This is a genomic window from Chloroflexota bacterium, from assembly GCA_020161265.1.
Classification (GTDB): domain Bacteria; phylum Chloroflexota; class Chloroflexia; order Chloroflexales; family Herpetosiphonaceae; genus Herpetosiphon.
The window spans coordinates 343,527-370,522 of sequence record JAIUOC010000007.1; the positions used below are offsets into that span (position 1 = coordinate 343,527).

A 26,996-nucleotide genomic window follows, 5' to 3' on the forward strand; every position below is an offset into this window, starting at 1 on the left:
GCTAATCTAGCATCCAACTAGCATATCGAGCAGGCGTAGCCTTCCTAGCGCATCGGAGGATGGTATGTCACGGGAACATTATGAACAGCAGCTTCGGTCATTGAATGATGACTTGTTACGCATGGGCGCGTTGGTCGAAACCGCAATTGGCCAATCAATTCAGGCTTTAACCAACCACGATGAGGCAATGGCGCAGGAAGTTATTCGCAGCGATGATTTAATTGATCGGGCGCAATATGCTTTAGAAGAAAAAGCACTTTTGTTGTTTGCCACCCAGCAGCCGTTGGTGGCACGCGATTTACGCTTGGTCAGCGCAATTATTACGATTGCCAGCGAGCTTGAGCGGGTTGGCGATTATGCTGAGGGCATCGCCAAAATTGCGATTCGCCAAGGCCAAACTCCCGCTCTCAAGCCCCAAGCTGAGGTTCCATCGATGACCAGCAAAGCCCAGTTGATGCTGCGCACAGCCTTGGAGTGCTACACTCGCAAAGATGTTGATTTGGCAAAAACGCTGAGCGCAGCCGATGACGAAATTGATACTCAGACCGATCGGGTGCAGCGCGAAATTCTCGAAGTGATGATTGCTGATGCTAGCACCGTCGAACAAGCCACCCGTCTACTTTACGTTGTGCATAATCTCGAACGGATCGCCGACCGCGCTACCAATATTGGAGAACGGGTTGTCTTTATGGCAACAGGGCATATGGCCGACCTGAATGAACAACGGGCATAATCAAGAACGCTTTTAGTAGGTTGGCAGATTCTCTGTTGGAGGTTTTTTATGGGCGTGTCTCACCGTCACATATTTGATGAACAACTCACTGAGTTGCACGATGGGGTTTTTCGGGTTGGAACAATGGTTGAAGCAGCGCTAAGCGAAGCACTTCAATCAATCAAACTATACGATCAAGCAGCGGTGCGTAAGGTCGTGCAAAACGATCAAACGATCAATCACGAAGTTCAACGCTTGCATGATCAAGCCCTGTTGATCATCGCCACCCAACAGCCGTTGGCCCGTGATTTACGCTTAGTGAGTGTGGTGCTCAGCCTGCTGCCAGAGCTAGAGCGTATGGGCGACTATGCCGCAACAATCTGCAAACTGCAAGAACGGATCGCTGCCACGCCCAATTTTGTCAGCGTTTCAGCCATGCCCCAGCCAATTCCGCGCCTGATTAGCGAATTGGGTCAGCGCACCAGCGAAATTTTGCATGCTGGTTTAGAGGCCTTGCGCCAAAACGATCGCAGTTTTGCCGACCGCGTAACCGAACTGGATGATGTGATCGATCATTTGTATCGTGAGATGTTCGAGGCCACGGTCAAGGTTTCGACCACCAACCCCGATATGGCTGCTGCCACGATTCACCTGCTAACGTTGGCTCACAATCTTGAACGCTTGGGCGATCGAGTCACCAACTTGGCTGAACAAATTGAATATCTGATTACTGGCAAAGTTGTGGTGCTTAACCATTAAGTTGGAACATCATGGCATGCTCAGCGTAGTATCCTCGGATTGCAATTCGTTGGCATTGGAGGATGTATGATTTGGACATTGTTAGCGTGGCTGGGATTTTTAGGTTTGCTAGGTTTTGGTTGGGTCGCCGTGGCAACCTTACGCGGAGCCATGCAAGGCCGTGCCAGCATGCTTTGGTTGCTCGGCGCTTGGACAGGTCTATCCGCCTTGGGTGGTTTGTTGGTTTGGCGAGCAGCCTTGCTTGAAACATGGTCATTCAGCTTGTGGATTGGCTTAGCGCTGGCCGCAATCGCCCCAATTGCTTGGACATTGGGCAATGTTGGCAAGCGGCTGCAAGCGCACGGCATAAAATTGGGCAACCTACTCAAATTTCGCTAGCGTCGTGACCCAAGCCATGGCATAATAAAGCGCCACAGTTGGCGCAACGAGTCTCCAACTTGGAGGCTCGTTTTTTGTTTACGATGAGGTAGGATGCCATGATCGATCTTGAGTATGTTCCCATGGAGACCCTTGAGGCAGGGTTGGATCACATTCGTCAAGCACCCAAGGATCAAGGGGTCTTGCAGCTAATCGTGCGTCGTCCAGCCACCGAGCAACGCGAAGTGCTCAGCGAAGGCCAGCTTGATCTGGTCGAGGGCTTGGTCGGCGATAATTGGAAAATGCGCGGCAGTTCGCGAACTGACGACGGTAGCTCGCACCCCGATATGCAGCTGAACATTATGAATGTGCGCTCGATTGGCTTGCTCGCGCCTGACCAAGAGCGTTGGCAATGGGCTGGCGATCAATTGTTTATCGATCTCGATTTGAGCGATGCAAACTTGCCAGCAGGCACACGCCTAACCATCGGCGAGGCGATTATCGAAGTGACCGATCAACCACATAATGGCTGCAAAAAATTCGCCCAACGCTATGGCCAAGATGCAATTAAGTTCGTCAATTCAGCCGTCGGCAAAGAATTGCATTTACGTGGAATCAATGCGCGGGTAGTTCAGCCTGGCACAATCCGCCAAGGGGATCAAGTCCGTAAGATCTAACCCATGTGGTATAGCCTGAAATAGGACTATGGGTGCGAAGAATCGTTAGGTTGAGGGTAAACTTGGCGCAGGATACTATGGTCAAATCCTTCCTCCTCACACACACTCTTCTCTCCTACAAGCGGCCCAACTGGGCCGTTTGTAGTTTTAGCAATTCCAACTTTAGGCCGATCATTCCAAGCAGCAATCGATCAATACTTATCAAACCTCAGCTAAGGAGATCGATTGATGCGCTATGCAATTGTGATCGAAAAGGCTCCAAATAATTATTCGGGTTATATACTCGACGTTTTAGGCTGTGTTGCAACTGGTGAAACGCCTGAAGAAGTTAAGCAGCGTTTGCAAGAGGCGATCGTTATGCATTTGGAAGGCGAGCCAATTCCGCCTTCAACAACATTGGTTGATTATATTGAATTTGCGCCTGAAGCGAACAATTAATAGTAACAACCCCCAGAAGCCTATTGCTAGCTGGGGGTTGCTAAAATCGATTCAACGATTAATCTTTATTGGGCAGAAACCGGAACATCCCAGCGCCACAGACTTCACAGGTTCCGCGTAAGGCGCGACGGCCATTTTCAGTCAATTCTTCATGGGCATCGATCATCGGTTGCTTAGCACGACAGGAAACGCAATAGCTGCGCAGTTCATCATCGTCGTCATCATCATCGGCTGGCGCTTCGGCTTCAACCACAGCTTCTGCTGCGGGTTGCTCGGTTTCAGGCGCAGCCGTGCCACTCCCACCAACCTCAAGTTCCAACAATGGTGCTTCATCTTCAACGACCACTGCTTCTGGCTCAGCTTCCAATTCGGGAGCGCTAGTGGCAACTTCGGTGGTTAAAATATCGGTTGGCAGCACAATTCGCGGCGGATCAGATGGCGGCGGTGGGGGTGGGGGCAAAATTGGAGCCGAATCGATCGGATGCAGCTTGCGCCGCACAATCACCACCACAGCGGCTAAGCCCAACAATAACGATACCCACAACTTGCGTTTGCTTTTTGGTTGGTTTCCCATTTATACCTCGCTTTGTGGTGATGCACTAACGCTAGCACGGCGCAAACCGCGTAGCGTTGCCAAATTGCGAATATCTGCGCTTTCATCGGGTTCTTTGGGAGTCTCTAAAGCCATCGGAATCGTTTGAAAGCGAGGATCGTTCATAATGAGTTCAAACCCTGCTAAGCCCACAAATCCCTCACCAATATGGGTATGCCGATCAACCCGACTGCCAAGATCGTTTTTCGAATCGTTAAGATGAAACGCCCGCAGCCGATCGATCCCAATTAAGCGATCAAAATGATCGAAGGTGGTTTGGTAGCCTTCAGGAGTGCGAAAATCGTAGCCAGCGGCTAAGCCATGGCAGGTATCAAAGCAAATTCCAAGCCGTGGATGACCGTCGCACAGCTCGATCAAGCGAGCCAAATGCTCAAAACTATGGCCTAAGGCCGTGCCTTGTCCAGCAGTAATTTCGAGCAAAATCTGGGTTTCGCCGCCAATATCTTCGGCCAGCAAACGCCGCAAGGCTGCACCAACCCGATCAAGGCCAGCGGCCTCGCCTGAGCCAACATGCGCCCCAGGATGGGTCACCAACGAGCCAACTCCCAATTGCTGACAACGCTCTAGCTCAACGCGAAAGGCTGCAATCGATTTTTCCCATAAGCCATCGTCGGGGCTGCCCAAGTTGATCAGATACGAATCGTGGGCAATCAATGGTGGCATGCCAGCGTCACGATGGGCCGCTTGAAAATTGGCACAATCGGCGGCAGTCAGCGGTTTGGCATTCCATTGGCGTTGGCTTTTGGTAAAAATTTGAATCACATGACAGGTCGTGGCTTGCGCTCGCTCAAAGGCGGTCTGCAACCCACCAACGGTTGAAACATGCGCTCCTAAATTGGGCATGGGGTTTCTCGCTCCAAACAAGTGTCGCCTGCAATTATAGCACTTTCAAGCCGTTGTTGAGATTAGGCGTGGGTAATAGTTCATGACAATTTTCATTTTGTAATGCAGACATTAATTCAACAAAAACATCAGCTAGCGATTTACTAAAATTCTAGATCGTTATTCTATGAAATCAGTTGCAATTGCTGTATTTTGGGCAATTTCCCAGCTTCTAACATTTGAACATATTAATATTTCCTAAAGGTTTTTATTGAAAAATAGTTGACATTTTATTAAGTACTATTAAGCTTTGGCTTGGAACGTTCCTTTGGCACTTATCACGATAGCGCTATGCTGTGCTGTCTTAATCAACGGAGATTTGGTCATGTCCCAAGTTCAACGGGTTCCATTGCTGCTGCTTGGCATGTTGGCCTTGCTGATCAGTACAATCCCTACAAGCCCAACGAGCGGTGCAACCACCGCCTACGCCGCCGCCGACCCAGCAATTGCTAGCTACGCCCAAAACGTGATTAATCGCATGGCCCAATACCAAGGCCAATACATCATCAGCGGCCAGCAAGAAGTGCATTGGGATTCCTCGCGCAAAGATGAAATGTCCAACGCCATCTACAATCGCACAAATCCACGCCAATATCCCGGTTTGCGGGGCTGGGATTTCCCCTTCGGTGGAGCTTACGCCAACGATGCTCAATGGATGATCGATGCCATGATTAGCGATTGGAATAACGCCAAAGTGCTGCCAACTATTAGCCAGCACTGGACACCCTACGGCAGCCAAGGCAGCAATCATGATGATATGTTTGTACAAGTCAATATCAATAATATGTTTGTTGATGGTACAACTGAGCGTAACCGCTACCTCACTTGGCGTAGCAACATCGCTGACGATTTGCAAAAACTGGAAAATGCTAGCGTGCCAGTCTTGTGGCGGCCTTATCACGAGGCGGGCGGTGGCTGGTTTTGGTGGGATAAAACTGGCTCAACTAATTACAAGCGTTTGTGGAATGACCTCTGGGATTATCTGACCAACAGCCGTGGCTTGCACAATTTGATCTGGGTTTGGTCGGCAGGAACCAAGGGAGTCGGTACTGATTGGTATCCAAGTGGCAAGGTCGATATTCTTGGCCACGATATTTATAACAATAGCTCGGCTGACTATAGCAGTTGGTACACTGATTTAGCTCGTTTCGACAGCAGCAAGTTACGAGCCTTGACCGAAGTCGATTATATGCTTGATCCAGCAGCATTGAACAATGCACCGTTTGCCTTTTTTATGACTTGGCATACCGATATGTTTTATCGCAATAGCGATAGCAAAATTCAAAGCGTTTATCAACATAGTAAAACCGTCAATCGCAGCCGCATCAGCCAATATCTGAATGGGAGTTTGAGTAGTAGTGGAACCAACCCAACCGCTACGCCTATCAGTAGTGGTTCAACGCTCTATAATTTCGAGGGCAGCACCCAAGGCTGGAGCGCCGCCAATGTCAATGCCGGGCCATGGTCGGTCAACGAATGGGCCGCCAATGGTAGCTCTAGCCTCAAAGCCGATGTGAGTTTGGGCAATCGGAGTTACGATTTGAAATTAACTCAAGCCCACAATTTTAGTGGCAAAAGCCAACTCCAAGCTCGCGTGCGCCATGCCGCTTGGGGCAATGTTGGCAGCGGAATAAGCGCCAAACTCTATATCAAGGTTGGCTCAAGCTGGGCTTGGTACGACGGCGGAGCCGTCACAATTAATAGTGGGGGCACAACCACATTAACTCTCAACTTGAGTGGCATTGCCAATCTTGGGAGCGTCAACGAAATTGGGGTTAGTTTTAGTTCGCCCACTAATAGCAGCGGCACTAGCGCAATCTACCTCGATTATGTCACCTTGCAATAACCCAGATTCGGGTACTATGGCCATTTGGTGAAAACGGCCCTAACACGAAATGGCGGCAGCAGGCTACGTGTGCATGTACGACGCGGCTGCCGCCACGAATCAACTGAAGCGCCAGTTCTCAGGCCTATATCACAGAAGTTTTAGATCTCTTTGCGGAATACTATGCCTCATCAAAACTTGCCCCAACCGCCATGCCAAAACCGCCTTGGCGCTCTCCAACTACATACCGATTGACCGTTTTCTCACATGAAGAATCAGTAAAAATCGCCGAAACGATCAACGATTGCACGTCGTATCACCTGCGCTACGCCAACCACACCACATCATGCCGCTCTATGTCGCGCTCATCCTCCTTCGGCGCATGATCGTAGCCTCCCACCCTACTATGGGGTGTATTCATCCAAACCATAGAAAGGAGTCTGCATGATCCACAACCGGACGTTGAGCACCGTGATCCGCACCCTCGCTTGGCTCATTCCAGCCGTCGGTATTCTGCTCACCCTTGCCTCAGTATCTGCGAGGCAGGAGCCTATCGTTTCCACAAAGCTCCAAACTCAGCCGCTCCCGCCCAACCAATTTCTCTACAAAGAATTCACCAACGCCACGACATCCACCCTTGCCCTTGCTGGCAGTGCATCGCTGGTTTCCGAAGAAGGGGTTATTCGACTTACCAATGATATCACCCCTGCACAGGCCGGATCAATGTGGTATCGAACGAAACAGCAGGTCAGTGATGGGTTTGATACCACCTTTGATTTTCAGATTACAAAAGCACCATCATCAACGGAGCAGGCCGATGGATTAGCCTTCGTTATCCACAATGATCCACGCGGGATCGCCACCGTTGGCACGAGCGGCTGTGAATTGGGATATGGGTCGATCGCCCGTGGACTGGCCGTTGAGTTCGACACCTACTCGAATAGCAATCCCCGTCCATGTAAGCAAGCGCGTGATCCGAATGGAAATCATGTTGGTATTCTTACCGGTAAAACAGGAGTATTGCATTCTTATCATGTCGCTGGTGCAAACTTAGGAACTCGGATGCTGCCCGATAGCAATAAGTTGAGGGACGGATTTCATACCGCACGGATCAGCTATCTCGTCGAGGAGCATGCGCCAACGGGTGTCTTGCAGGTCTACATTGATGATATGATCACCCCGTTCCTCACCACAACCCTCAACCTCTCCGAAACCCTTGGTCTCAGCGATGGTCGCGCATGGGTTGGCCTCGTCGCAGGGACAGGAACCATCCTCTCGACCCATGATATTGGCAATTGGTTTTTTGTCGATCAGTGGGATCTATCGTGCGCTACCTATGATTTCGTGCGTGCCCGTGAGGCCGCCCAAGGGTTTATCCCTGATCCGTATCCGAGCGGTGCTTCATGGCCATTAGAAGGCCAAAGTTGGATCAGTGTGGCTGGGCGGCTTGGGATATCACGGGGGATTATCAACCATGGTATGCCAATCCTTGCCCCAACCGATCTGATCGATCAGCGCTTACGCCGTCTGATTCAGCAACACCGCCCGATTCGCGCCATTCCCCTCGAATTTACCTGGACGGATCAGGCAGGCAACGCTCCAAACGCGACCGATCAATTGCATGTTAGCTTTGACCTCAAGGTTGGCAATCGGCTCATCTCCGGCAGCCAGGTGCTCAGCGTTCTCGATACGTCGGATCAGGATGGGAGATTTAAGATCCGCATCCCACTCAATGAGATGGATATTCCCACAGCCATCAAACCGACAGGCTTGCGGGTCATCCTCCAGAGTAGCAATTCAAGTCATGCCCTACGGCTCCATTCGACTGGAGTTTGTCTTGATGCAGGCGTACCCGATCGGCCCGGGGTTGTTCCACCAGGAGGGCGCGAAGCATGCGCCAACCTGCAAGCATATCTGAAAACCCGCAGACAGCCGTTTGGCCCGAATGGGGTAGCATCCCAACCAGAACTCTTTGCATCCACCACAGATAAATACATCCGGTTAACGCCCTTTCCCGACTATAGCATTGGCGTAAAAGATTACCCAACCAGCATGACGTTTCATACGGTTCCCCCGGGCCACGTCGTTGTTCCCTGCGCCTTCACCAAACGTGGAGCATTCTATAATCCGACCGCGCCGACCATCCCCATTGTGCGATTTACGGCGTTAGGCAACGATCCCCATTGGCGTGAAAGCCTCATCTTACTCAACTATGCTGCCTATTTTTCCCGAACGCTAACCAACTGGTGTGCCTTTGGGGATACCGTTTATCCCGACATGGATGATCGTGCGCACACAACCAAATTTACACCAGGCTATAATGTCCCTGCCCCACGCTATAAGTGTGCACCGACGAGTATTATCCATACGGGTCGTAACGATGGCCCGTGTGGCACGTTCGTCGGATCACTCTTTCGGGCCATGGGCTATTTTAATGTTCAGTCCTTCGCGGCAAATATTCATTCGCCAGGGGTGCTCTCCGCGCTTGGCAACCTCTATTATGGGGCGATTGGCTATAACCGCCATGCCTTAGCCAATGAAAACTATTATGCGCCCGTTCCAAACCCCTTAGTCCGCGTTGACACCATGGAGTCCGAACGCTATTATACACAGATCGTCCAGTTTGAGGGCATTCGGGTCTATCCCCACCTTAATAATGAGCGAATGTACGATACCCCTAACGATGAAACAGACCCCTATCAGATTTCCTGGGGCTGGTGGTGGAATGATACGGTGAATCCGGGGATACCCATTGCAGAAATTGTTCCTGCGCCTCAAGATAAAACGCCAGTCAGTGATCCCTTGATGCAATGGCGAATGATCAAACCGGGCGATATCGCGATTACCGTGGTAGAACGAACTGAGGATGTTGATCTCGATCTCCATATCGCGATCGTTGTTGGCTGGGGGCCACAACAATTCACGCCGAATGCCTGGCGTGGCGAGAATCTGCATCCAACCTATCAGCCTTGGATGAATAATGGCGGTAACTATGCCTATGTGCCCTATGTGATGGATCGCTTCTCGCTGCCTGGAACTGGTGAAATTGCTGGCCCACGCCCATTCAATTATCGCATCTCACATACCGCCACCGATTTTTGGATTTCCAGTTATTCCATGACCATGACATCGCCTGCTCCTCAAACCACCACCACTTCCATGGATAGTGCTGCAACCCCGGTCAACGAACCGCTCAAGGTTGAACAGCCATCAACTACGGTAAAGGCTCCGCCCATTGTCGATCAGGTTAATATCGCTCCCTCGCTTGATTGGAACACCCAAACCCAGCAAATCGCCATCGGCGGAGCCTTTGGGGTGCGGATAACCGACCCGACCCTCACTCAAGTCGTCACATGGCCAACGATCAGCGGGGTTACCGATCTGGAGTGGAACCATACCGGAACCGCCATTGCCATCGCCGAGGCCGCCCAACAGGTGACGATTCGTGATCAGACCGGTGCGCTGATCGGTGAACTCACCGGGATGCGCAGTATGCCAACCAAAGTGGCATGGAATCCCAATGATACCCAACTGGCTACTGTGAGCCATGATCCACAGCTGCTCATTTGGAATACCGAATCATGGCGAGTCGAATCGACCATCACCTACACCGGAACCGATCGGATTCGCGCCATCGCCTGGAATCCTGAAGAAAACCTGCTTGCAGGCAGTGATAGCCACCAGATCTTCATCTGGGATGCCGATGGACTGCTTCAGCAGCGCATTCCGCTTGGCTGGTCACCGCAAGGAACACTTGCCTGGAGCCACGACGGCCAGTCCCTCATCACCGCTGGAGGGCAACATTGGAGCATCCAGAATGCAGGGCAGTCGCTCGGTAGTGTGCTACCGTGCAGCGCCGGAACTGATATCAGCAGCATCCTGAACGATGCTACGACGCATATGCTCAGCATTGGTATTGCCGCCGATGGATTCCATGCCTGTATTCAATCGATCAGCCCAACCGGACAGGTACTACCGATAACTGACCTCGATCTGCCAGTAGGAATGCCGGCGATCACCGATGGGGCGTGGAATACCGACCAGACCCAGATCGCCCTGATAACTTCGAACGGTATCATCCAGCTCTGGGATCGGAGCACGGGAACCGTACTCAAAGCGCAGCCACTTGTAGGCATGTCGGTCGAAACCCTGAACAGCACCGTTCGAACTTGTATCCCGCATGATCGAACCCAGATTGCCGTGCTGCATGCGATCACCCAAGGGAATTTCGTCTCGTTTGTGAGCATCATCCAAGCGCATCATCAGCGTATTGATAGCACATGTGTAGCCTATTTGTCCGCACTCGGAGAGGCATTCCAAGTGCATCCACCAACGACACCCACCGTTGAGCCACCCACGCCACAACCAATGACTGGCGTAGCATGGTGTAAGACAAACACCCGGCGCGGCTGGCTGCTTCGCAATCCCAACCCCTTCCATATACGGATCGGGTGGGGATGGGCAAATCAAGGACTCAGCGAAAACGGGATTATTCTTCCGGCAGCGCGCGACGGAGTAGCTGGAACATACCCGCTAATTACCCCTATCAATGGCCCGCTTTATGTACAATCAGGAAGCACCACTATCACCATCCCGTGGAAGACAAGCGTCACCCGCCAATGTCGCTAAACGCGGAAAACGCATAATTAGAGCCATTTTTACCAAATGGACATGCTTACCCCAGATTAATCGTACAGCCCATGATCAGGTTTGATCGTGGGCTGCTGGCTTTTTGGTATACTGCCACAGGTTCGAGTTACCCAACGAGGAATTTTGTGGTGGTTGGATTTTTACGGCGCTCAAATCGCTGGCTCTGGCTTAGTTGTGGCCTGCTGCTAGGCATTTTTATTAGCTATGGATTGCGCTCTAGTAGCACCTATAGCGATGATTCAATTCAGCATTTATTAATTGCGCGGTGGAGTTTCAAGCACCCTGAGTTATTGCTCGATGTTTGGGGTCGGCCAGGTTTTACCATCCCCTACGCTTTAATTAGCCAATTTGGCTTGGCCGCTGTACACATGCAAAGTGCCATACTTGCGGCAATTATCTGTGGCTTAGCCGCTTATTTAGCAGCAGAATTGGCAGTTGAGTGGTATTGGCTGGCGGCAATTTTTACAGGCATTCAGCCAGAATTTGCCCGCTTGAGCTTTGCCGCATTAACTGAATTGCCCTGCGCCGCCTACTTGGCAGCAGCGTTGTTGGCTCAACGTCGCCAAGGCTGGAATACAATGGCCTTGTTCGCAGGCTTGATTCCGCTAGCCCGCTATGAAACGCTCCCCTTGTTAATCTTCTTTGGCTTTAGTCTGATCAAAGAGCGGCGCTACTGGCAGCTTGGCCTGATGGCTTTGCCGATGCTGATCTGGAATGGTTTTTGGGCAGTGCGCCTCGCTGATTGGACCAACCTCCTGTTTCCGCTTGATCGAGTATTGTTTCAAAAAGGCGGCAGTGTTGCATTTTATGGCACTGGCCCATGGTGGCATTACATCACGCGCTTGCCAGTGGCTTTTGGCAGCGTGCCGTTTGCCCTCGCAGTCTATGGTTTTTTGCGTATGCGCTGGAACACGCTGCACTGGTGGACGGTTGGCTATATTGCAATTCTGGCAATCAGCTATTGGAAAATTCCAGCAACCCAAATTGCCGGCTATGATCGCCATTTAGCGATTTTAGCCCCGATTATTGGCACATTCAGCGCCTATGGATTGCAAGCATTACGTCAACCAATTCATCAATCATGGCAGCGTTGGAGCATTCGCGGCGCATTGATCTTGGTGATGATTGGCCTCCTAGGGATGACTTGGATTCGCTGGACAACCCGTGGAATCATCCTTTACGATAGCTTGTTGAGCATCGGCTTGGTGGCCTTGCTTATGCTGCCCAATATCAAAGCGATATGGCAACAACGGTTGGCTGGAGCAAGTGTATTGATTGGGCTACTGGGATTATTCATCCGCGTACAGCCATTCAGCATTCAGGATAGCGACCAGCAAGTGCTCAACGCGACACAATGGTTTGTGCAAAGTGAGTATCGCGAAAAGTTGGTGCTAGCGGCAATTCCCTGGTTTGCCTATGGTACAGGCATCGATCCATATGATCCAAGCCGTTACCAATCGATTACGCCAACAGCGGTTGAACAAGCTCCAGTGGGCAGCATTATGGTCTGGGATTCACGCTTTTCGTGGACGCTGCAATGGCAAACGCCGCGTAGCTTGCTGGAAAACCCAGCACAATTTCGCTTGCTCAAGCAGTATCATGGAGTCAATAGCAATGGCAACCCATTTGAGCTAGCAATGTATCAAAAAATCAATTAACGAGGAGCATTCATGGCGCTTAGTGCAACGATTTACACGATTAATGTTGATTTAGCCAATGTTGATCGCAATGTTTATGAGCAATTAGAACTGCGAGTAGCCCGCCAACCATCTGAATCAGCCGAATATATGTTGATGCGAATTTTGGCTTATTGCTTAGAATACAGCGATGGCATCGCCTTCACCCAAGGCGTAGCGGCTGGCGACGAACCAGCGGTGTGGATTCGCGATTTGACTGGGCAAGTGACTGGCTGGTTTGAGGTTGGTGCGCCTGATGCCGAGCGCTTGCATCGTGGCAGCAAACGTGCCGGACGAGCGGCGGTATACACCCATCGCGATGTAGCCCAAGTGCTGGGCAATTTCAGCGGCAAAACCATCTTTCAAGCCGAGCAAATTCCAGTCTATGCCTTTGATCGGCGTTTTATTGAAAACGTTGCCAACCTGATCGAACGGCGCTGCGATTTAGGAATTTCGCTGACCGAGCAACAACTTTATATTGAAATAGCTGGACAAAGCCTGAACAGCCAAATTGAGGAACATCGGATTAGCAACTAGGCTCAATAATTAGAAGTGTAGGGCTTGAAGCAGCCAACAACCTTTGTTATACTCGGCAGAGGCTTAGCATTCGCCCAAGTTGCTGGCTCGATGCAGGCTTAAACGCCTGCAAAAGTCAAGCTTGCATAGGCTTATTCGCCTATGGTATAGTGAGGGCTAGCACCGTCATTGCGAGCGACGTGAGGTTTCCAAATGTCCAATCCACAACACATGGCCCCTAGTGGCGATGAAGAACGGGTGATTGAACTCCACTTGCCAAGTCGGCTGGGGTACGAGAAAGTCGCCATGGATACCGCCAGTGCGATGGCGAAACGGATGGGCTTCTCTCATGATCGCGTTGAATCGCTCCGCACTGCGGTCAGCGAAGCAGTGACGAATGCAATTGAACATGGCAATCAACACGATTCAGCAATGAAAGTCGTGGTGGTCTTTACTGGCAGCGATGACGGGTTGATTGTTGATGTGGCTGATCAAGGGCGCAAGCTGCTTGATCATACCATCACTGAGCGTACACCCGACATCCACCAAGTATTGCATAGCGACGATAAAGGTGGTTGGGGAATCTGGTTAATTAAAGAACTGATGGATGAAGTCCAGTTTTCGGTCGCTCCATCAGGTGGCAATAAATTACGGATGGTTATCCACCTAGATCGTTGAGTTGAAGAACATGGCGCAAACCCAAGCCACCATCGAACTGATATTTCCCAGCCAGCTTGGCTATGAAAAAATCGCCCGTGAAGCAATTGGTACGCTCGCACGGAATATGGGGTTTGACCCAGAGCGCGTTGAGGATTTACGCACGGCACTAAGCGAGGCCTGTATCAACGCCATCGAGCATGGCAATCAGCGCCAAGTCCAACGCCGAATTCATATCACCTGCACGATTTCTCGCAATCGGCTGGTGCTGGTTATTAGCGATGAAGGTCTTCGTTTTCACCCCTCCCAAGAGATCGAAGCAGCAACCATCGAGCAAAAACTTGCTGGGCTGGCATCGGCGCGAGGGATGGGCTTAATGCTCATTGAACAGCTTGTTGATGAGTGCGGCTTTCTACCGTCGCGTCCCGGACAAGGTAATCGTTTTCGATTAGCAATGTATAATCCACCACGACGGCATGGATCAGCCTCAGCCTAGCGCGATCCTTGGTCAAGGAGTTTTGGACCTATGATTGACGATGAATTGAAAGTTACGACCCGTCAACGCGACGGGATTTGGATTATTGACCTCGAAGGTGATGTAACCACATTTGCCGAAGAGGCCATTACGGGGGCATACGAAGGCGTTACCAAAGAGGGCGCTAAGTATATTATTATCAACTCGCGCCAAAGCGATTATATCAACAGCGCGGGGATTGCTATTTTAATCGGGGTTGTAACTGAGGTCAATCGTCAAGCTCAAAAGCTGGCAATTAGCGGCCTTAGCCCGCACTTCCAAAAGATTTTCCGCATGGTCGGCCTCGCCCAATATGCCGATATCTTCGCCACCGAAGAGGAAGCTATCGCGGCCATGCAACGCCATCAACAAGCTGCCGTCGAATCGGCACAGTAATTCAGATTCTCAAAGTACAGCGCCGTTGGAATTACTCCAACGGCGCTGTTTGTGTTTAATGCACCAGCACTTCAACATCTGATTGGAATAAGTTTGGCATCACCGCTGATTCAGGCACGCTGACTGGTGCTTCGCTTGCTTCAGCTCGCAAAGCTAGTTCAATCACTTGCCCTACATGCTCCACGCCATGGAATTGCACCTCAGCCAACACATCCGCTGGAATCTCATCCAAATCGGCCAGATTGCGCTGCGGCAAAATAATCGTGCGAATGCCAGCGCGATGGGCTGCCAAAACTTTTTCGCGCACCCCACCAATTGGCAAGACTTTACCGCGCAAGGTAATTTCGCCCGTCATCGCCACATCGTCGCGTAATACCCGACCAGTCAAGAGCGAAACCAAGGCAGTCGCCATGGCAATCCCCGCCGATGGGCCATCTTTGGGCTGAGCACCAGCCGGAACATGCACATGCAAATCGTAATGCTGGGCAAAATTCGGATCGATGCCATAGGCTTCGCCTTCAGCCCGCACCCAACTCAGCGCTGCCCGTGCCGATTCTTTCATCACATCGCCAAGCTGACCACTCAAGGCAAAGTTGCCGCGTCCGCTCATTTTGGTCGCTTCGATGAAGATGATATCGCCGCCAACTGGAGTCCAAACCAAGCCTGTAACAATCCCAGGTCGATCGGTACGCTCGTGAATCTCCGAGAAGTAACGACGTTTGCCCAAATATTCGCGAGTTTTAGCTGGGTCGAGCACAATTGGTGTAGCTGAACCAAGCGCAACTTGGCGGGCTGCCTTGCGCATCAATGTGCCAATTTGTTGCTCCAAGTTCCGCACTCCAGCTTCACGAGTGTATTCTTCAATCGCCACCAATAAGGCTTCATGATCAATTTCTACCTCATTTGGCGCTAGGCTATGTTGCTCACGTTGTTCGGGCACCAAATAACGGCTGGCAATTTCATACTTTTCACGCATGGTATAGCTACCAAGCTGAATAATCTCCAAGCGATCGCGTAATGGCGCTGGGATGGTTTGTAAGGTATTGGCGGTCGCAATAAACATCACCGGCGATAAATCCCACGCCACATCTAAATAATGATCGCGGAAATTGGTATTTTGGGCTGGATCAAGCACCTCAAGCATGGCCGAGGTTGGGTCGCCACGATGATCTGAACTCAATTTATCGATTTCGTCGAGCAAAACAACCGGATTATTCACGCCACTCCGCCGAATCGCTTGGATCAAACTGCCAGGCATTGCGCCGATGTAGGTGCGGCGATGGCCGCGAATTTCAGCCTCGTCGTGCACCCCACCCAACGACAAACGCACAAACTCGCGATTCATGGCTTTGGCAATCGAGCGGCCAAGGCTGGTTTTGCCCACACCTGGAGGGCCAACGAAACAGAGAATCGCCCCACGCCCAGGATCACGCTCCGGCGAGCGTTTGCGGCGTAGCTCGCGCACCGCTAAATAATCCAAAATCCGCTCTTTGATTTCGTCCAATCCATAATGATCAGCATCGAGAACTTCGGTAGCCTGCGCCACATCAATCGTGTCGTCGCTGCGTTTTTGCCATGGCAAAGCAATCAGGGTTTCCAAGTAGCCGCGAATCACGCTATATTCGGCAGCAGCCGTCGGCATTTGGCGCAACCGATCAAGCTCGCGCATGGCTTGCTGATAAGCCTCGGTGCTCATGCCAGCCGCCTCAATTTGCTCGGCTAAACGATCAACCTCAACCTCTTGTTCATTATTTTCGCCCAACTCCTTGCGAATTGCTTTGAGTTGTTCACGCAACACATATTCGCGCTGCGATTTACTCATTTCATCTTGCACCTGCGATTGAATTTGCTGGCCAATTTGCAACACATTTAATTCGCGGGTCAGCACTTCGTTCAATTTGAGCAATTTTTGCTTGATGCTTGGTTCAGCCAGCACCGCTTGACGATCGGTTACGCTCATGCGGGCATACGAAGCCACCAAATAGGCCAAACGCCGTGGATCTTCTTCACTCAACACCGAATTCAGCAATTCAGTTGGAAATTGCGGAATCAAGGGGGCAATTTGGCTGGCAATCGTGCCAATCGAACGCATCAACGCGGTTACTTCAAGCTGCTCGTTCTCAGCCAGTGCATCGGGCACAACCCGAATTTTGGCGCGATAATAGGGTTCGGTTTGAATAATTTCCACAATCTCAATGCGTTCAAGCACCTGCATCGCCACTCGCAGCGTGCCATCGGGCAATTTCATTAATTTATGCACAACCGCAGCACTGCCCAATTGATAAAAATCATCGGGCTGGACAGGGCTAGGCCGTTCATCTTCATTTTTCAACGCCATCAAACCCACAATCCTTTGACCAGCCATCAGATCGTCAATCAAACGGATCGACTCAGGCTGACCAATGGCCAATGGCATAATCGTTTGGGGATAGGCGACAGTTCCCAATAACGGCAAAATCGCGATTTCATCTGGAATCGTGGTCGTTCGTTCAACTTCTGACATACAAAACCCCTTGTTAGCACCAATGTAATTTAGACGTTGGTTTGTTCAATCGAGATCCGCCGTGGTTCGGTTTGGGCTGGATGACGCTTGGGCAGCGCGATCAGCAACATTCCATCATCATAACGAGCGCTAATCGCTGCTTCGTCAATTGGCGCACGGATGGCAAACTCTAGCTCAAAATGACCATAGTTAATTCCCAATTCGTGAATATGCACGCCATGGTTGGGGCAATGCTCTTCACGCTGGCCACTAACATACAAGACACTATCGTGCAAGGTCACTTCGATTGCTGCATCGCGCATGCCTGCCAACTCGACCTTAATTACAAATTGCTCGGCATACTCATGGACATCAGCATGTGGTCGCCAAATCAAGGCACGGGCGTTGCTGCTCCGCGGCCATGGAGTTTGCCAATCGCGTTCAAAGGCGCTGCCTTGGGTGTGGAGGCGCGGCAATTGGCGCACCACAAGAAACTTAGCCATCGAATTTGAACCTCCACTAAAAAAAACTGCTAGAAAAAGCATAGCACTACTCCATTAACAGCGTAGTGACGCTGCGTTGGTAAAGTGTTAATCTTGTAATCCCATCGTGAAGGTCTATAATTTATGCAGCGGCAGACCTTTATCGCACACAAAGGACAGGCATTTTCATGACTTGGCAGGTTGATTTCACACCTTCAGACCACACCTTGCACGAATTACTGCGCCAAAATCGCCTTGAATCAGCCTATGCATTGGGAGATTTACAACCACCCTTCCGCGAACGCTCACAATTCAGTTTGGCCCAAAATGGCTCAAACTGGGCGATTTTGCTCTGGTATCGTGCTAGCACCTTTACTGCATTGTTGCCTTTTGGTGATGCTCAAGGCATAAAAACGATCTTAGAATCCAAAAGCGAGTGGCCCAAAGCCTGCATTGTGGCGAATATGGACGATCAGTATCGTCAAGTGTTAGGCCAACGTTATCGCTTTAGCAACGAACAACCAATGATTCGGATTGCGATTGAAGCTGGTCAACTTCACGATCAGCCCAATGGCACGCAAATCGAGCAGCTTGAAGATCAACATTTGGGCGAGCTTTCGGCTTTTTATACCATGAATGATGTACCCACATTTAGCCCTGATCAGTTGCATAACGGCTTATACTATTGCGTGCGACGGCATGGGGCGCTCGTTGCGGTTGGCGGAACCCATCTGATCAATCAGCGGGATCAGCTGGCGACGATTGGCAATGTCTATACCGATCCAGCCTTGCGCGGCAATGGCTATGTGCGCACGATCATCGCCAAACTAACCCAAAGTTTGTTTGATCAAGGCTGTACTAGCCTGATTCACGATGTCAAAAGCAACGATTTTGCCACCCGCCAAATCTATGAGCCGCTTGGCTATCGTCAAGTTGGCAGTTTTTGGGAAGGAACCGCACGGTTACGATGAAACGCGAAGAACGTAAAATTATTGCCCAACGCACCCTCGATGCGCTAGCCGAGGGTGGTTATGTTAACTCGGCAGGTCAAGCGGCTGATATTCGGGCTGCCCAACATGCCGCCGAACAAGCCAGCACGATCATCTGGCCTGATACAGCCTTGGCGGCGGCCCGCAACGCCAACCAACAACCAAGCATTAGCGTGTATGCTGCCACAACTTTAGCAGCAGCCCAAAGCCATGCCCAAACTGGTCAACGGGTGGCAATCTTAAATTTTGCTTCGGCCAAAAATCCAGGTGGTGGTTTTTTAGGTGGTAGCCAAGCCCAAGAGGAAAGCATCGCCCGTTCGTCGGGCTTGTATCCATGTTTAACTCGTTGTAGTGAGTTTTACCGCTTTCACAAGCAGCAAAATAATCTACTGTATTCCGACGCGCTGATTTGGTCGCCCCAAGTGCCAGTGCTCTGCGACGATGCAGGCAATTGGCTTGAGCAACCATATTTGGTCGATGTGGTGACGATGGCGGCGGTCAATGCGGGGGCGATTCGCCAAAACCATACCGGCCAAAGTAGCGAGGTTGAGCCAGCCATGCGCCAACGCATGCAACGGTTACTAGCATTTTGCGCCAGCCAACCAATCGAACGCCTCATTTTGGGGGCTTGGGGCTGCGGGGTCTTTGGCAATGATCCAGCAATGATTGCCAAGTTGTTCAAAGCGGTTATCGGGCAACAAACCTGGCCGTTTACCCAAATTGATTTTGCAATTTACGACCCAAGCCCGCGCCGTGCCACCGTCGCACTATTTGCCGATATTTTACAAGCCTAAAAAATGCCCTTGGTTTGAGCAATTCGATGAGGAGCGAGCAAGGTGGTTACGCCAAACGCGCAACAGGCAAGCATCAAACGACTCAACCAAGGGCATTTGTTTAAAGTTCCGTCCAGCGAATATCAAACACACAATAGGGATGGCCATCACGCATACAGGGTTGGTGAGTGATTCGCACATCACGTGCCCCTAAACCTTGCAAAACCCCTTCCATCGCCGCCTGCTCGAACATACAATTGTACGGTTGTTGAACTTCGACCCGCGCATGATAGGCCGCGACAATCGTTGTGCGCCATTCACCGCTTGAGCCACGGGTTGCGGTGCGCCAAACATCGGGCATGGCCACCAACATCGAAGTTGGAGTCTTTAAGCCCATTTCATGAAACTGAACTGCAAGCGAATAATAAATGCCACGGCCAATTTCCATCATCAAGGCCGGATCACGATTCTCAAAATAGTTAATCATGGTTTCAAACAGCTGGCCATGATACCATTTTTCAGGGTTCAGTTGATCGAGCACATTCAGGATTTCCGGCGGGCATTCATCGGCAGCAACCATTCCCAACATTAAATAGGCACTGCCTAAGCTTAATGGTTCACCCTCGCGGTGATCGATCCCAGGATCAGCAAATTCTTCCACCACTAATGGGGCTGATCGCGCAAAGCGATGCACATGCCCTCCTTTACTCAACAAAACCTAGCTGGACACTCAACCTTCTCCTCACAATCAATGAGGCCTATTGTCAGGCTATTCTTGGCGGGGGTCAGGTAAGAGTTCATCACGAATTTGGACCTGATCGCCAACAATTGTGACCGGCAACTCACCAAGGCGCAACCGCCGACTCTCACTAATTAATAATCCTCGTTCATCATACACCCGATCTGAGCATTGATCACGATAGGTTTGGTCGGATTGTTGATAAAGCACAATACAACCGCTTAAACTATCCCAAGCCAAGAAGACGCGCCATTGATCGGCGCTCAAGCGCGTAACCAACAAAGGGTCATCGCTAACTTCAGGACGACTAACGATGGTTTCGGAGGCGACCAGTTGCTTAACCGAAACCTGAATTGTTTGACCAATTGGAAATTGGCTGACTGGGCCAACGATATATTCACGTGGCGGCGGGCTGATGATATAGATAAATAAAGCTCCACAAAACAGGGTTGCCAAGCTCATCACCACCATCAACAAGCGGGTCGCCCGTTTGCGCGAACGCTCAATTCGCTCAATTTCATAAGGATCAAGCATGCTCATTGGGAAATTCCTCGTGCCACAATCAACATTCGTTCTGATTCGCTGGTGTATGGATCAAGCTCATACGAGCCATAAACTGCCTGCAACTCAAAGCCGCAACGGGCCAGCAGATGTTCGGCCTCGTAGCGATAAAGCCAGCGCATGCCAAAGGGTAGCACACAGCGTCGCACTTGGCCATCGGGCTGGATTTCATCGTAGCAGAACTGGACATGTTGATGCTGTGCCGCTAAATCAACGCTGCGATAGACAAATTTTTGCACCAAATTGCCATTACTCGCACGAAAACTTTTATCGAGTACCATCAAGCCATCAACCGCACTGAGTTGGCTTGGCTCAGGATTAAATAAATCGAGCAACAACAACCCATTGGGCTTGAGATGGCGATGGATACAGCGCAAAGCAGCGATTTGGGCTTGGGTGGTTTCCAAATGCATAAACGAATTGATCGCCACAAAAGCCATACCAAACTGCCGATCAAGATCAAAATTGGTTGCATCGGCAACCACAAATTCAAGCTGCTCCGCAACGTTTGCTGCTAATCCAGCAGCTTTAGCACGTTCGATCATGGCTGGAGCAATATCGATGCCCACCACCTTGAGTTTAGCCTGCGCCAGCGGAATTGCCGCCCGCCCAGTCCCGCACATCACTTCTAAAATGCTGCCACCAGCCATCCGAGCATGCTCGCGGTAAAACAGCAGATCATCCTGAAAATCGCCATAATCGGCATCGTAATAGGGTACAAACTGATCAAACATCCAAGTTCCTTACATAGCAACGCCATGGTTGTGCAAACACCGCGCAGCGAACCATGGCATTACTGAGTTGATTTAGCGTAATGTAATTGTTTTAGAAATCCCGCCGCTGGTTGGTCGCCAGACCAACTTGATCGATTGAAATTCGCCGGTATTGGTTCGCGCCGTAATACTACCCGAATGGCTGGCATTTGCCGGAATTGTCAACGTACTCATTAAGGGCGAGTTCGAGGCAATTGGAAACGCGCCAATATTGGTCTGAATCGTAAAATCGGCAGCCCGAAAGGTTAATGATTGGTTGGTAGGATTTTGCAGCACAAGATTAATCGTCACCTGCTTGCCATCACTGGCAATCTCGGTTGCCCCAATCGTCAAGAAGTAACTGCGCGATTCATGGACACTACCACTCGCCACAGGCTCAACCGGTTGGGGCTGGGTTGGTTGTTGGCCTGAATCAGTTACTACCTGAACTACTGGAGTTGGTACATTTGGATTCAAGCCAAGTAAGGCCTCGCTGGTCGCTCGCTCACTAGCAGTAATATCATTGTTACTGCGAGAGCCACCAAGCCGCCCAGCCAAGGCCGAACGCACCAGATTGAACCCCCCAACCAGCAATACCAAAAGAATAGCAGAAATTATCAATTCACTTCTGGTGGGCAACACTGAGCGTTTTTTCGGGCCTTTGGCAATCGCTGGGCGCAACGAGCCAACCAGATCATTGCTATAGTTCACGACGTTTTCCGGCTCAGGCGTTGGCTTGGCTTCGGCTGCTGGTGCTTGGGTTGGCGGTGCTTCAGCCTTTTGAGTTGGGAACGATGTAGATAGTGAAGCGGCTCCCGCGCCTAGCTCTTGACTAATCACTGGCGCAGGCGAGCTTGCCTCAAAACTTGGGCGTGGTTGCAACAAGCCAGCATTACCAGCAGCGCGGGCTGGTGGCGGCGAAAAACTAGCTTTAGCCGGAGCCGCCGTACTCGTTTGACCTAAATTCGCAAAGTCAATCTGGGTGGGCTTAAGCAGATCAAGCCCACGTTTAGCGGCAGCATTGGCTGGATTAATCTCCAGCACTTGTTGTAAGGCGGCAATTTTCTCGCTGTTGGTCGCTTCAACCGCGCTCAGCCAGAGCCAAGCTTGCTCATTTTTGGCATCAGCGGCAATTGCCTGACGCAGCACCAGCCGTGCCTCGGCATGGTTGCCAGAGCGGGCCGCCTGCACGCCTTGTTGAATTAATTGTTGAACAGTTGATGACATACAACTCCTACGGTTGGGGCTTCGCACGCACAATCAGGCGATGCGAATACACACCGATCGGCACACAGGTGATCAGCGTAACCGTTTCTTCAGCGGTTGGCTCCATTACCCATGTTTGGTCGGGGGTCACAGTACTTATGTCAGTTACTTGGTAGCGGTGTTCTACGCCGTCAACAGTCAGGATCAAGCGATCGCCGACGACTGCATTCGGTAACTGACTGAAGATAATACCATGATAGCCGACATGACCTGCTAGTACTATATTCCCAGCCGTCGTTGGAAAGCCTGCCACTGGCCAATAATGGGCGGCGGCATCGGTCGGCACATCCCATGTTCCCAACGAAAAACCTGCTTCAACAATCGTACTATCAAGCCCAATTCGTGGCATGCTGATGCGAGTTGGTCGCAATGCTTGCCAAGCAGCCGCCGCATCATTCACTTTGCGGGTAGCCCATTCCGGCGCAGCCTTGGTAGCATTTAAATATTGGCGACCCAAATGCCCCAACGACACTTGATAAGCCGCTGGCAATTCAGGGTGATATTCAAAGCGCGTGCGCTCAAAATATTGCACCGTATAAATTTGGCCATCTTGTTGGTTACGCTCGAGAAATTCTTCTGACAACGGATAGCCAAAGGCCTGCAAGCCGCCGTTGCGCTCCCAATACTGGCGAAACAGCCCGCCTAAGGTATGCCCCGATTCAGGGAAGAAGATTTGACCAGGATAGGCGGCTTCGCTGCGCGGCGTAAAGGCGGGATGCTTGGCTGAACCTTCGGCTGCCCAACGCCCCAGATGGCCAGCTAGCGTCCAGCCAATGGTTGCATGCCATTCCAGCCGCGCTCGCTCAAAATATTGCACTGGACGACCGTTTTCAACGAACACCTCGGTAATTGGATAGCCAAAAATTGGTAAGCCACCATTGCGCTCCCAAAACAACCGAAAATTATAGGCCAAACTATGGCCAGTTTCGGCAAAGTAGCGCGGTTGGCCTGCCGCAGTTTCGGCTGAGCCAATGCTTACCGTGGCTACCAACAGGCCAACAATCACCAAATAGGCTCGTAGTCGTCGCAGCATCAGCGCACCTTATCCTACTAAACGCGCTTCGGGGCCAGCACCATTAACGATCGTCCACTGGACTGCATCCAACTCGCAGAGCCGTGCCTCAACTTCAGGCGCATCTTTGGCTTCGCAAATCACATGCACATTTGGGCCAGCATCAATCGTCCAATAGCTTTGCAGATTGTCTTGAGCACGCCAACGTTGCACCGCTTGCATCACCGCTAAGGTACCAGGCAACCAATACATCGTTGACGGTTGGGCAGTCATAGCGATCACATGCATCGACATGGCATCGGCTTCCGAGGCTGGCCCCAAGCGCTCAATATCACGTTCGAGAATACCTTGGCGCACATCGGCCAAACGTTGCTCAATGCCTTCCAAGCGCACCGAAAAATAAGGGCTGGTCGTGGCAACACTATGGCCGCTCGTCGAAGCCACATGCTTGGCCTCAGTGCTAATCACTGCCACAATATCGACCAAATTCCAGTGCTCAGGTGGAGCAATTTGGGCAGCATACGAGCCAGCATGCGTGCCATCGTTGTACCATTCAACAAAACCAGCCGGAATCGAGCGGCAGGCCGAGCCTGAGCCAGAAAGCCGGGTCAAGCGCGATAGTTCGGCTTCATCAAGCTCCAAACGAAAGGCCGAAGCCGCAGCCCGAGTCAACGCCGCAAACGCCGCCGCCGACGAAGCGATGCCAGCATCAGAAGGAAAATTATTGCGCGAACGCACTTCAACCCGCTCGGTAACCCCAGCCAATTGACGCAAACGCTCAATTTGTTGGATGACACGCTCAAATTGACGACCTTTGGCCTGAACTTCTTCGCCGCCGCTTAAGGCTAGCCACACGCTATCTTCCACGGCTTCGGGCAAACATTGTACGGTTGTCTCGGTTAGACAGCCATCAAGATTCATGGAGATCGAGCCATTGGTTGGAAGCGTCAATTGTGAGTCGTGCTGGCCCCAATACTTGATAAACGCAATGTTGGCACAAGCCACTGCCGTTGCCGCATGCGAAAGCTGTTTCATACCATTCCTCACGTACAAATAAACAAATTCAGTAGTCGTATTGTAGCAGATCCCTAGGCCAATTTAGGCTGGTGTACAGACCACACAGCCTTGCTTTGTCAGATGTTGGGCTGGCAGCCAGCGCTGGCATTGTTCGCAACAGCCACTTACTTTAATTGGCTCAGTGCTGGTCGTCGGCAGTTGGGTCAAGCCCAAGGCCGTGCGTAATTCTTCATACTCACGAGCCGCCACCAACACCGCCCGATCAACCCGCTCGCCGCTAAATTCGAGGGTCAATACCATTCCAGCCAATAAATTATGACGCTCAGGAATGTTCTCCAAGGCTTTGGCATCGATCACCAATGGTCGCCAATCGTTGTGATCAGCAATCGCCATGACATCGAGGGTTACGGTATCGCCACCAAAAAAACCACCATAATTGTGAACTTCGCTCACTTCAAAAAGCTCAGACATCATTGTCCTCAACTAAATGTAGGGTTGATATTTGTTGAATTTGCTCGATAGAATAAAACTTATTCGCCACCCTTCCGTCCCTCCGCCGGAGGGAAACGCAGGGGGCTTTAATCCCCCTGCACCCCCTAAATATAGATCTCGTGATCGTCACTACATCCAAAGTTACAGCAGTTCCAGGCTGCGCTTAGGCTTGAGTACTCAGCACTGCTTCAATACTGTAGGCTTGCACTAACTGCGAAATATGCCGCAAGCTCAATGGGGCCACTGGCACAGCCTGAACCTGCTCACGCACGGCATCGTAGGTGGCTTGGCTGACCAAAATTTGGTTGGGCAACGCGGCACTACACAACCGCGCCGCTAAATTCATATCCGAGCCAATCGCGGTATAGTTCATCATTTGCGATGAGCCGATATTGCCCACGACCACCTCGCCTGAGGCAATCCCGATGCCGATTGCCACCGCTGGCAAGCCTTGATTCTGCCATTCGGTCATCAATTCGTTATGACGGGCCTGCATCAACAAGCCAGTTTGCACCGCCAACAAGGGGTGTTGCTCATAGGGCAAGGGTGCACCAAAAAAGGCCACAATTTCATCGCCCACAAATTTATCGACCGTACCACCTGCATTACGAATAATCGTGGTCATGGCCGAGAGATGTTCGTTGAGCATGCGAGCGACTACATCGGCAGGCAATTGCTCGGAAACTGTGGTAAAGCCGCGCATATCGGAAAAAAGCATTGATAATTGTTGGCGATGTACATTCAGATAATCGTTGCCAGGCGTGCGCAACATCAAATCAACCACATCGGGACTGACATAGCGGGCAAAAGTTTCGCGAATATGGCGTTGTTGGCGATCTTCAAACAGTGCCGTATCCATTTGCGATGCAATTGCATTCAACATTTTAACTTCGTGAATGCTAAACCCGCGTGTGCCTGGCGGATTCGCGCCACCAAAAACCCCAATAATTTGATTTTTCAAAATCAAGGGCACGCCGATATAGGCTCCAATTGTTTGATCGATCTGTTCGCGTCGCACTAATTTGCCTTGATCAACGGTTTGACGGGCCAAATCGCGCAAAACTTGCGAAACTTCAGTGCACGGGTCGGCTACATCAGCATGCGAAGCGGCGCGAAATTCAAGCTCATGCTCCTCGGCGGTGTAGAGCATAATAAAGCTCCAAGCAGCGCCAATCGTCTCGGAGAGCAAGCCCAAGGCTGCACCCAAACCTTGATCAAAATCGGGAGTGGCATCGATCAAGCGATCCAAGCGATAGATCGTTTCGAGTTCGCGATTGCGTGATTGAACTTGTTGGAATAAGCGCAAGCCAGCCATAGCCGAATCAATTTGTGAGCACATGGCATCCATCAAACGCCGATCATCAGTCGACCAATGGTGATCAGCCGAGCCAAGCACCAACACACCCAGCCGTTCACCCTTAACTGAGAGCGAACGCACAATAATTTCTGAATCGCCCTCTTGCAAGGTTGAAGTTTCACCGCCAGCCAAGGCATTGGTCAAGGCCAACATCAAACTAGCAGCATCATTTGGTCGCCAGCGTTCGATCGTAATATTTTGGGCGGGGCAATCTTCCAAATCGAGGGTAATTAATTGAAGCAAATCGGGCTGCAATACCCCACGAATAATCGCGGCACAGCCAGTTAAAAAGGTTTCGGTCGAGTCGGTTGTATCGCGGAGAGCATCGAGGTCGTAGATCGCCCGTAGCTCTCGATGGCATAACGAGAGTTCATGGTGTAGTTGTTCGGGCATACGCGCAGC

At 51.1% G+C, this 26,996-nt stretch carries 26 protein-coding genes; 14 read left to right on the forward strand and 12 right to left on the reverse strand.

Annotated features, from left to right (window positions below; translation table 11 throughout):
* Positions 1–64 precede the first annotated feature (64 nt).
* The 5 genes from phoU (LCH85_17440) to LCH85_17460 all read left to right on the forward strand — a co-directional run bounded on the left by phoU (LCH85_17440) (position 65) and on the right by LCH85_17460 (position 2,943).
* Positions 65–733: a phosphate signaling complex protein PhoU gene (gene phoU, locus LCH85_17440; protein MCA0353780.1), complete on the forward strand. Its 669-nt coding sequence runs from the start codon at positions 65–67 to the stop codon at positions 731–733.
* A gap of 48 nt (positions 734–781) precedes the next feature.
* Entirely contained in the window at positions 782–1,471 is a 690-nt protein-coding gene (phoU, locus tag LCH85_17445; GenBank protein MCA0353781.1) for a phosphate signaling complex protein PhoU, read from the forward strand.
* Between the two features lie 66 nt (positions 1,472–1,537).
* Positions 1,538–1,849, forward strand: a complete 312-nt coding sequence (locus LCH85_17450) for a hypothetical protein (GenBank protein ID MCA0353782.1) — start codon at positions 1,538–1,540, stop codon at positions 1,847–1,849.
* Between the two features lie 98 nt (positions 1,850–1,947).
* Positions 1,948–2,505: an MOSC domain-containing protein gene (locus LCH85_17455; protein ID MCA0353783.1), complete on the forward strand. Its 558-nt coding sequence runs from the start codon at positions 1,948–1,950 to the stop codon at positions 2,503–2,505.
* A gap of 228 nt (positions 2,506–2,733) precedes the next feature.
* Positions 2,734–2,943 carry a type II toxin-antitoxin system HicB family antitoxin gene (locus LCH85_17460; protein MCA0353784.1) on the forward strand — a complete coding sequence of 70 codons (210 nt, stop codon included), beginning with the start codon at positions 2,734–2,736 and terminating at the stop codon, positions 2,941–2,943.
* Between the two features lie 58 nt (positions 2,944–3,001).
* Here LCH85_17460 and LCH85_17465 read toward each other — a convergent pair whose 3' ends face one another.
* Both LCH85_17465 and LCH85_17470 read right to left on the reverse strand, forming a co-directional pair.
* Positions 3,002–3,517: a DUF5679 domain-containing protein gene (locus LCH85_17465; GenBank protein MCA0353785.1), complete on the reverse strand. Its 516-nt coding sequence runs from the start codon at positions 3,515–3,517 to the stop codon at positions 3,002–3,004.
* Entirely contained in the window at positions 3,518–4,399 is an 882-nt protein-coding gene (locus tag LCH85_17470; GenBank protein MCA0353786.1) for a deoxyribonuclease IV, read from the reverse strand.
* Positions 4,400–4,763: 364 nt separating this feature from the next.
* Here LCH85_17470 and LCH85_17475 point away from each other — a divergent pair, with 364 nt between their 5' ends.
* From LCH85_17475 to LCH85_17505, 7 genes are all read left to right on the forward strand, one after another.
* Entirely contained in the window at positions 4,764–6,284 is a 1,521-nt protein-coding gene (locus LCH85_17475) for a glycoside hydrolase family 26 protein (protein ID MCA0353787.1), read from the forward strand.
* Positions 6,285–6,707: 423 nt separating this feature from the next.
* Positions 6,708–10,892: a hypothetical protein gene (locus LCH85_17480; GenBank protein ID MCA0353788.1), complete on the forward strand. Its 4,185-nt coding sequence runs from the start codon at positions 6,708–6,710 to the stop codon at positions 10,890–10,892.
* A 149-nt stretch (positions 10,893–11,041) separates the two neighbouring features.
* On the forward strand, positions 11,042–12,571 hold the full coding sequence (locus LCH85_17485) for a hypothetical protein (GenBank protein MCA0353789.1): 1,530 nt from the start codon (positions 11,042–11,044) through the stop codon (positions 12,569–12,571).
* 12 nt (positions 12,572–12,583) lie between these two features.
* Positions 12,584–13,126, forward strand: a complete 543-nt coding sequence (locus tag LCH85_17490; GenBank protein ID MCA0353790.1) for a YaeQ family protein — start codon at positions 12,584–12,586, stop codon at positions 13,124–13,126.
* A 192-nt stretch (positions 13,127–13,318) separates the two neighbouring features.
* Positions 13,319–13,783 (forward strand): ATP-binding protein, encoded by a 465-nt coding sequence (locus LCH85_17495; GenBank protein MCA0353791.1) that lies wholly within the window; start codon positions 13,319–13,321, stop codon positions 13,781–13,783.
* A gap of 10 nt (positions 13,784–13,793) precedes the next feature.
* Positions 13,794–14,258, forward strand: a complete 465-nt coding sequence (locus tag LCH85_17500) for an ATP-binding protein (protein ID MCA0353792.1) — start codon at positions 13,794–13,796, stop codon at positions 14,256–14,258.
* A 30-nt stretch (positions 14,259–14,288) separates the two neighbouring features.
* A complete protein-coding gene (locus LCH85_17505; GenBank protein ID MCA0353793.1) occupies positions 14,289–14,672 on the forward strand; it encodes an STAS domain-containing protein in 384 nt (127 codons plus the stop codon).
* 55 nt (positions 14,673–14,727) lie between these two features.
* Here LCH85_17505 and lon read toward each other — a convergent pair whose 3' ends face one another.
* Positions 14,728–17,175 (reverse strand): endopeptidase La, encoded by a 2,448-nt coding sequence (lon, locus tag LCH85_17510; GenBank protein MCA0353794.1) that lies wholly within the window; start codon positions 17,173–17,175, stop codon positions 14,728–14,730.
* Positions 17,176–17,204: 29 nt separating this feature from the next.
* Positions 17,205–17,657, reverse strand: a complete 453-nt coding sequence (locus LCH85_17515; protein ID MCA0353795.1) for an Hsp20/alpha crystallin family protein — start codon at positions 17,655–17,657, stop codon at positions 17,205–17,207.
* A gap of 167 nt (positions 17,658–17,824) precedes the next feature.
* On the opposite strand from LCH85_17515, the gene LCH85_17520 reads away from it, so the two are divergent.
* Positions 17,825–18,607 carry a GNAT family N-acetyltransferase gene (locus LCH85_17520; GenBank protein MCA0353796.1) on the forward strand — a complete coding sequence of 261 codons (783 nt, stop codon included), beginning with the start codon at positions 17,825–17,827 and terminating at the stop codon, positions 18,605–18,607.
* Entirely contained in the window at positions 18,604–19,419 is an 816-nt protein-coding gene (locus LCH85_17525) for a TIGR02452 family protein (GenBank protein ID MCA0353797.1), read from the forward strand. The genes LCH85_17520 and LCH85_17525 overlap by 4 nt, the downstream gene beginning before the upstream one ends.
* Positions 19,420–19,519: 100 nt before the next feature.
* Here the strand turns inward: LCH85_17525 and LCH85_17530 are convergent, their stop codons facing one another.
* From LCH85_17530 to LCH85_17565, 8 genes are all read right to left on the reverse strand, one after another.
* Positions 19,520–20,092: a hypothetical protein gene (locus LCH85_17530; protein MCA0353798.1), complete on the reverse strand. Its 573-nt coding sequence runs from the start codon at positions 20,090–20,092 to the stop codon at positions 19,520–19,522.
* Positions 20,093–20,167: 75 nt separating this feature from the next.
* On the reverse strand, positions 20,168–20,677 hold the full coding sequence (locus LCH85_17535) for a hypothetical protein (protein MCA0353799.1): 510 nt from the start codon (positions 20,675–20,677) through the stop codon (positions 20,168–20,170).
* The gene (locus tag LCH85_17540) at positions 20,674–21,432 is read right to left on the reverse strand and encodes a class I SAM-dependent methyltransferase (GenBank protein MCA0353800.1); all 759 of its coding nucleotides are present in this window, start codon (positions 21,430–21,432) and stop codon (positions 20,674–20,676) included. Before LCH85_17540 ends, LCH85_17535 begins: the two co-directional genes overlap by 4 nt.
* Positions 21,433–21,504: 72 nt before the next feature.
* A complete protein-coding gene (locus LCH85_17545) occupies positions 21,505–22,677 on the reverse strand; it encodes a hypothetical protein (GenBank protein MCA0353801.1) in 1,173 nt (390 codons plus the stop codon).
* 7 nt (positions 22,678–22,684) lie between these two features.
* The gene (locus tag LCH85_17550) at positions 22,685–23,749 is read right to left on the reverse strand and encodes a sortase (protein ID MCA0353802.1); all 1,065 of its coding nucleotides are present in this window, start codon (positions 23,747–23,749) and stop codon (positions 22,685–22,687) included.
* A 9-nt stretch (positions 23,750–23,758) separates the two neighbouring features.
* Positions 23,759–24,763, reverse strand: coding sequence for a diphosphomevalonate decarboxylase (gene mvaD, locus LCH85_17555; GenBank protein MCA0353803.1), 1,005 nt, complete (start codon positions 24,761–24,763; stop codon positions 23,759–23,761).
* A 63-nt stretch (positions 24,764–24,826) separates the two neighbouring features.
* Positions 24,827–25,216 carry a hypothetical protein gene (locus LCH85_17560; protein ID MCA0353804.1) on the reverse strand — a complete coding sequence of 130 codons (390 nt, stop codon included), beginning with the start codon at positions 25,214–25,216 and terminating at the stop codon, positions 24,827–24,829.
* Positions 25,217–25,400: 184 nt separating this feature from the next.
* Complete coding sequence (locus LCH85_17565; protein ID MCA0353805.1) at positions 25,401–26,987, reverse strand: GAF domain-containing protein; 1,587 nt, start codon at positions 26,985–26,987, stop codon at positions 25,401–25,403.
* Positions 26,988–26,996 lie beyond the last annotated feature (9 nt).